The organism is Nostoc sp. CHAB 5836 (assembly GCF_020829445.1).
GTDB lineage: Bacteria > Cyanobacteriota > Cyanobacteriia > Cyanobacteriales > Nostocaceae > Nostoc.
In genome coordinates this window covers 1-7,050 of the sequence record NZ_JAIVFV010000258.1, presented here as the reverse complement: position 1 = coordinate 7,050, position 7,050 = coordinate 1, and the positions used below count along the sequence as shown (strand labels likewise).

10 protein-coding genes are annotated in these 7,050 nt (G+C 42.9%); 5 read left to right on the top strand and 5 right to left on the bottom strand.

The annotated features are described in order from the left end of the window. Together LC605_RS30005 and LC605_RS30000 are read left to right on the top strand one after the other, a co-directional pair. The coding region (locus tag LC605_RS30005) for a hypothetical protein (RefSeq protein ID WP_229551072.1) at positions 1-218 on the top strand (218 nt) is incomplete at its 5' end. Between the two features lie 66 nt (positions 219-284). Then, entirely contained in the window at positions 285-899 is a 615-nt protein-coding gene (locus LC605_RS30000; RefSeq protein ID WP_229551071.1) for a Uma2 family endonuclease, read from the top strand. 230 nt (positions 900-1,129) lie between these two features. Here the strand turns inward: LC605_RS30000 and LC605_RS29995 are convergent, their stop codons facing one another. The 3 genes from LC605_RS29995 to LC605_RS29985 form a co-directional block, all read right to left on the bottom strand. After that, entirely contained in the window at positions 1,130-2,482 is a 1,353-nt protein-coding gene (locus LC605_RS29995; RefSeq protein ID WP_229551070.1) for a pentapeptide repeat-containing protein, read from the bottom strand. Positions 2,483-2,511: 29 nt separating this feature from the next. Continuing rightward, positions 2,512-3,153, bottom strand: a complete 642-nt coding sequence (locus LC605_RS29990; RefSeq protein WP_229551069.1) for a Uma2 family endonuclease — start codon at positions 3,151-3,153, stop codon at positions 2,512-2,514. Positions 3,154-3,428: 275 nt separating this feature from the next. Continuing rightward, positions 3,429-4,052, bottom strand: a complete 624-nt coding sequence (locus LC605_RS29985; protein ID WP_229551068.1) for a hypothetical protein — start codon at positions 4,050-4,052, stop codon at positions 3,429-3,431. An 818-nt stretch (positions 4,053-4,870) separates the two neighbouring features. On the opposite strand from LC605_RS29985, the gene LC605_RS29980 reads away from it, so the two are divergent. Next, positions 4,871-5,077, top strand: a complete 207-nt coding sequence (locus LC605_RS29980) for a hypothetical protein (protein ID WP_229551074.1) — start codon at positions 4,871-4,873, stop codon at positions 5,075-5,077. Here the strand turns inward: LC605_RS29980 and LC605_RS29975 are convergent. Continuing rightward, positions 5,060-5,599: a GNAT family N-acetyltransferase gene (locus tag LC605_RS29975; protein ID WP_229551067.1), complete on the bottom strand. Its 540-nt coding sequence runs from the start codon at positions 5,597-5,599 to the stop codon at positions 5,060-5,062. The two genes, LC605_RS29980 and LC605_RS29975, sit on opposite strands and share 18 nt — an antisense overlap. A 249-nt stretch (positions 5,600-5,848) precedes the next feature. Between LC605_RS29975 and LC605_RS29970 the strand changes: the two genes are divergently transcribed. Then, entirely contained in the window at positions 5,849-6,172 is a 324-nt protein-coding gene (locus LC605_RS29970; RefSeq protein ID WP_229551073.1) for a phasin family protein, read from the top strand. A gap of 78 nt (positions 6,173-6,250) precedes the next feature. Continuing rightward, the gene (locus LC605_RS29965) at positions 6,251-6,772 is read left to right on the top strand and encodes an FKBP-type peptidyl-prolyl cis-trans isomerase (RefSeq protein ID WP_229551066.1); all 522 of its coding nucleotides are present in this window, start codon (positions 6,251-6,253) and stop codon (positions 6,770-6,772) included. 37 nt (positions 6,773-6,809) lie between these two features. Here the strand turns inward: LC605_RS29965 and LC605_RS29960 are convergent, their stop codons facing one another. Beyond that, positions 6,810-6,980 carry a hypothetical protein gene (locus tag LC605_RS29960; protein ID WP_229551065.1) on the bottom strand — a complete coding sequence of 57 codons (171 nt, stop codon included), beginning with the start codon at positions 6,978-6,980 and terminating at the stop codon, positions 6,810-6,812. Positions 6,981-7,050 lie beyond the last annotated feature (70 nt).

Sequence of the window (7,050 nt, the reverse complement as noted above, 5' to 3'; positions counted from 1 at the left end):
GTTCCCAGGTCAGATTGCTACGGTATGCTTTAGTCATTCGCTCACAGGGTGCTGGTTTCTACAAAATTCAGCATACGCCTTGTGAGCTTTCTTACACTAGCCCCCCACTTTTAAAACATCCTCTCAGCCCTGATTTTGAGGACTTCAGTCCTCACTACAAACTAAAAATAATATGCCAGTTACGTAAGTCCTATCTATATTTTTCACGACTGATTTAGGATTGCTATATAAGTAGTTAGAATAATTAAGAGCATCTAGTTCTGAACCTGGAAGGACAAATCTCTATGGTATCAGCCACTATTAATATAGGTACTCTTAGCTCTGAGGCATTCGTTGCTGGCTATCTGGATGATGTACGCTACGAGTTAATCGACGGAGAACTAATCGACTTGGAACCCACTGGACTTCATGAACAGGTAGCTGGGTTAATTAATCGTAAGCTCAACGTAGCAATTGATCTGCTCAATTTGCCTTGGTTTATTCCCATGAAATGCCTGATTAAACCATTAGGTCAAAATTCAGCCTTTAGACCCGATGTCGTGATTCTTGATCAGACGACTTTGGCAAATGAGCCATTATGGAAAACTGAGCCAGTGATTACACTAGGCAATTCTGTGAAATTGGTCGTAGAGGTTGTCAGCACCAATTGGCAAAATGACTATGCTAGGAAAGTGGAAGACTACGAAGCTTTAGGGATTGGGGAGTATTGGATCGCAGATTATCTAGGGTTGGGAGGAAAACGCTACATTGGCTTATCCAAAGAACCGGTGATTACAATTTATCAGTTAGTCGATGGAACTTATCAAGGACGACAATTTAGGGGAACAGAACGCCTCATCTCCCAAACATTCCCAGACCTGAATTTGACGGCAGAAGAGATATTTGTTGCAGGTCGCTAGAGCAAATATACTTAGCGATTAGAAATCGCGGCTACACAAACTTTCGTCCGCCTACGCGGACTCAAAGAATTTGAAACCCAGGTCGGTGGGTAAAGTCTCGTATAGCCCAATACGCTTGGGTTAAGGATTTTGTGGAGAACCATAGGTCTGTAGAGACGTTGCATTGCAACGTCTCTACACTGTCCACTGGACAAGGGTTTTAGTCTTATCCCAAGGGTGTTGTCTTATAATTATCTTCCCAACTTATTGGGAATACCTTCACAACCACCAGGAATAGTACCTCTAGTTTTTTCGCCACCCCAAGTGCAACAGTAGTTACGTGTAGATTCAGACATCCGTTGCACATTGCTGAAATCGGCATTTTCTACCACAGCGCCAGTTTGTTCGCCGGTTTGATAATCTGGTGGTTCGGTGCGACTGCGGGGTGATGCTTTGTCTACTGTACCGTAAAATAGGCGAATACCGTTGAGGTCAGCCCCACTGAGATTAGCATGATATAAAATTGTGCGGGAAAGGTTGGCTTTTACTAAGTCACAACCGCTCAAGTTAGCGCGGACAAGATTAGCTTCGCTCAAGTCAGTCCAACGTAAATCGGTATTAGAAAGGTCTGCTCCTGCTAACATTACGCCTAAATCGATAATGCGCACACCTTCCAAGCGGTCTTCTGCGTAACCACCATTACCGTTGAGAATGGCTCGACCTAAGCGCCGATCGCGTTTTAGGGGTGAGAGCAACTTAGAACGTGAAAGAAAGCGGAGAATTTTCGCTTTACCACTACCATCGACACTACTCAAAATTGCCGCAGTCCGTCCTTCAGCGATCGCTCTTTCTTGGGGCCAATCTTCTAATAATCCTTCTTCATCTAATACCAAGTCTGAAACACCTTGGAAATAGGAATCAATCGTTTGTTGCTGAGTGATAATATTTTGCTGAACTGTTAGCAGGTTTTGCTGAATTGTCAAATCTTTGGAAATGACGTATTGTCGCCATGCTACGTAAACGGCGATGATGGCGATGAGAATTTGCCCCAAAGCGCCAAACCATTCTGCTAGGGTTCCAGAAACGTCCCAGTTAATTTGGCGTCCCCAAGCAAGTAAGCGATCGCCTACACCTGTGAACCTGATCAAGCCGATGATCGCTACTAGTAGTCCCAAAAACGCCACAAACAGGGTGCGTTCTTGAGGTGAAAACCATTCGTCTAAAACTACTTGTAACCAAGGTAACAGTATCGCAAGGGATAGCAGCAAAGTCATCAGCGTTCCGATAATGCCGATGATCCAGTTATTGAGGATAACTCCAATGAAGGTGATGGCGATCGCTATTATAAGAATCAGCAATGCCCTCGGCTTCACTGTAAATTGGTTGGTAATCGGTTGCTTGAAGTCAGAACGGGCAAGTTTTAGAGCAGTTGTATGCTGCGGAGATTGCAAAGATGCGATCGCACCAAGGGCTTGTTGCGTCGCTAGTGCTTCTGAGCTTACGTTGTTCTCAGTTGCACTTCCGTCAAAGTCATCTGGCTGCAAGTCGTTTTCTGGGATAGGTTCTGGGGTTGGTAGATTAGAGGAATCGGATTCAATCGTCATGTTGTCTATTTTGCCCCAGCAGATTCAGATCAACCATATCCAGCTTGAAAAACTTGATCAACTGTTAAAATCAATTCAGAAAAAGAAAACGAGTGAATACGTTGTTTACCGCCGTAGGCATCGCTGCCTCTAAATTGAGTAACTTGGTACTCACCATCGATTAATTGATAAACTGAGATAGTAGGTTGCTTAGGATTACCAATAAACTTTCTAGCACCTATAGCAGCGTAATCTACAATCCAATATTCTGCAATACCTATAGCTTCATAATCCGCCATTTTTTTGTAATAATCATCTCGCCAATTAGTACTAACAACTTCAATAACCAATGGAATAGATGCAGCTTGAGATACAGTTGATTCCTTTTTCCATAAAAGCTCATTTACTAAATTTGGGCGATTGATTACTAATATGTCAGGTGAATAAGCTGATTCACTTTCAAGTGGTTTGACTAATACAGTTTTTGGAATGTAATAAGGTAGATTTAGACGCTTGATATCAGCAGATATTTCTAGTGCCAAAAAACCCACAACATCTTCATGATCACCCGTTGGTTGTGCCATTTCAACTACAAATCCATCATGCAGTTCATAACGTTTACCTGTGTTATCAGGATACTTAGCGACGAATTCATCAAATGTGACTAGTTTTTTCTGTAAAGTTTGAGTCATGGTGTCTTTTCATTCTCCTGTTTCATATTGTCTAAGGGTCGATCTAAGTAGAGCGACGCAAATAAAGCTAACTGGCTAAGGCTGTCATTTGTACTGAGCAACTTGTGCCAGCAAGTTACCACAATTAAGAATTTTGATCAACGCAATGTGCGACTTATTCTTGGAACCCCGCTTCCATTCCTCTCCCCCACAGTCCGAGAGGCTTTGATTTTTGCTCCCCTTCCCTCGTAGGGAAGGGGTTGGGGGTTAGGTTTGAGAGAAAGTCGCACATCGCGTTATCTATTACTTTTTAGCAGATGACTGTCAGGAAGCAAAGCTAATCTCTTTTGTTGAAAGTTCAAAATGTTATTGTTGGATACTTCTCTGCGTGCGCGACAGAAGACTGAAGTTTCAGATCCAAAACACCCATTACTATTATAAACCACCTCAATTCTATTGTTCTGAGTTAATTGCCAGTATCTGTGACGCCACTGTCCAGAAGAACATGTAGCTGTGGCATCATCAGAGGCATATGTTCCTCTATAAAAAATAACGCCTCCATAACTCATCCCCGCCGGTGGATTATCGGAATTAATCATATACGGTTGCTTGTTATAGATCCTCACTCCCACATTCCAGTAACTGCAAACAACTGGTAATGGCTCAGTTGTGTTATAAGAAATTGCATATTCGTACCTAGCACTTGGATAGTTTTGAATCTGACAAGTGTTTACATCGATCTGGCTGAGATTTGCACATTGAATCCAATCACTTGCATAGGCTGGCGAAACCACAAAGATACCTATAAAAACTGAAACGAGTTTACAAAAGTTTTGAGTTTTTGTTTTCACTTTCTTATTCATCATAATCTTGTGATGTTTTGCAAATAGGTCTACTTTAAAGGGCAGCGATATAGCCAACAGCTACTATTCGGAAAATACTAAATTGTCTTGTACCAAAAGTACAATACCAAAGGAAAAATTCCAAGAGAATCAATTTATACAAAACTTAATTCCAGATGGTTGCGTTAGAGGATGTTTTAGAGACCATTTATAAAGTAAGCCTTAAATTGTCGGGTGCGTTATAGCGGTTCTCAATTGCATGGAATACAGACCTAACGAGAACAGCCCCAACCCTTGTAGCGTTGGGGAGTAAGACTCAAAGCCTCTCTCCTTTTAGGAGAGAGGTTTGGAGAGAGGTCAAACTGTATTGCATCCAAACGAAAAGCGCTATAAAGCTGAGAGTACGGCATCTGGAGATATGGTGCGTTACGGCTAAATTAGACTTTCTCAAACCCTCAGCGTAGGTTTTGGTGCAACATCAATTGGAGATCCCCCTTAGTCCCCCTTTTTAAGGGGGAAAATAAGGCATTTTGAGCAAGCTTTTTTAAGGGGGGTTGAGGAGATCGAGTCAAAACCTACGCAGTATTGGGTTGGGACGGGCTACCACTTCTTTTCAGATACAAGGTTGGGTTTCACGACCTTCAACCCAAGCTACACATTTTTATTTTTTGGGCTTAACCGAACCGTATTGGATCAGATTGTATCGAAGGTAGCAGAACCAAAGAAGGAATGTCATGATTCTGAGATGTATCTTTGGGCAGTTAAGTCAAGTATGTGAAATATTTATTAATATAATTAATAGAAAGTGTAAATTCAGCGTCAGGAGTCACAAAAAATTCCCAATGGCAGGTATTTCGCATGAATCACCAAATTTCTCACCAACGGAACGGAAAATCATGAAAGACCAAAAACCATCAGACTCTAAGGAATTCGTCGGAAATCTCAAGAATGGGATTTGGCTGTTTGGGCTGTCATCATGGGTATTTGGCATTACCGATCGCAGTATTGCTTCCTTTGCGGATGGCTATCTATCTGCTTTGGATTTGACGCAACTATTCACAGCAGCCACGTTCTTTGTGGCATGGCTATTTTTGAAACCGTGAGAGGGGAAGCATAACTTTGCCGCAACAACCAGCTTGTGCTTCCAATGTTTTACTCATTTTACTAACTGGAACAACTACCCCACTTGTTAAATAATGAGGTGATTTTTGGATGGCAGTAAATCCCAGTCGTAAATAAAATCCTTCAGCATAAAGACTAGCAGTTGTAATTACCTTATCTATACCTTGCTCAGCTGCTTCGTTGCAAAAATGTTGAACTAAATCACGACCAACCCCTTTACCTTGATATTTAGGATGAACATAGAGTCCGATAAGTTCATCAACCATGAAACTAGCAAAACCGATAACAGCATCTCCCTCGATGGCAACCCAGAAAGTTTCCACTTTCATTCTTTTCAAGATATTTGAACCATCAGGTTTGTCACGGTAATTACGCCAAGCTAAAAGTTCTTTTTGGGTGTAGAAAGTTGCAGGTAAAGCTTTGATAGCAGCAATATGAATTGCACTCAGCATCCACGCATCTGTTTTCTGGGCAGGTCGAAGAGATATTTCGTTAGCGCTCATAGATTCAGGGCTAGCATTCAGATTACATCTCTGTAATATCAACTTTGATTAGAGAAAATTTTAGTCGCTTAGAGGATGTTTGAAAAGTATTGGGCTGAATTGTCAGGCGATCGCTTGGGTTCAACGCCAGTGTAAACGCTAATTTGCCAAAATATAGATGTAGGCTAGAATAACTACGCTTTCAGCATAGCTTGATTAGCTACACTCAGGAGCAAGAGTCGGGTGGTTAATAAGACAGAGGAAGAGAGTATGGACAGCAGCAACTGGTTGCAACAGCTAATGATGGTCGGTCTTGGCACAACGTCTTTAGTAGCAGAAAAACTGCGGCAAGTCAGCGATGATTTAGTTAAAGACGGAAAGCTCAATCCTGAGCAAGCCAAGGCGGTAATAGATGATATTGCCCAGCAATTAAAGTCGGAACAGGGAAACTGGGATGTGCAAATGCAACGGCAAATGCGAAATATGATGCAGGATTTGGGGGTGGGTCGGCAGTCAGAAGTGGACGAACTACGGGGTAGAATTGACCGTTTAGAGCGTCAAGTGCGCGATTTGGAAAATAAGCTTTGGCGTTAAAATGCCCTTTCTGATTTAAACTAAATGTGTCCTGTTGGTAATCTTTTTGCCAGGATACCTAAGTAAGGAGAACTGATTTTGAAACCAATTTTCCTCAGCGTGGCGTTCATGCTGGTGTGTGTTGTGCTTTTGGTTGTGGGGCAAGTAAGCAGTAAACAGAATACTGCCATTGCTGCCGAGATCACCCAAACGCCGCCAGCGTCTACAACTGTAACTGAAAACAAGATCTTAATTGCGAGTAATACTATGTCAGATGCGAATGCCGTAACTACCCCCTCTGGATTAAAGTATGTCGAGTTAAAAGAGGGGACTGGGGCGACTCCTCAACCTGGACAAACGGTTGAAGTTCACTATGTCGGGACTCTAGAAGATGGTACTAAGTTTGATAGTTCACGCGATCGCGGCCAACCCTTCAGCTTTAAAATTGGCGTTGGACAGGTAATCAAAGGATGGGACGAAGGACTTAGCACCATGAAAGTAGGCGGTCGTCGTCAGTTAATCATCCCCTCAGAGTTAGGTTATGGCTCTCGTGGTGCTGGTGGCGTGATTCCACCCAACGCCACTCTGCTGTTTGATGTGGAATTGCTGGGAGTTAAGTAAAAACTAGGGAATTGGGCATGGGGCACTTGTACTGCCCTCAGTCTCCCCCATCTCCCCCATCTCCCCCATCTCCCCCATCTCCACCATCTCCCCCATCTCCCCCATCTCCCCCATCTCCCCCATCTCCCCCATCTCCCCCATCTCCCCCATCTCCCCAATCTCCCCCATCTCCCCAATCTCCCCCATCTCCCCCATCTCCCCAATTCAATGGCTAAATTTTTAAATTTTGAAACTTTGTAAATTGTGGATTAAACAAAAGTTTCGCACTACCTGTAGGC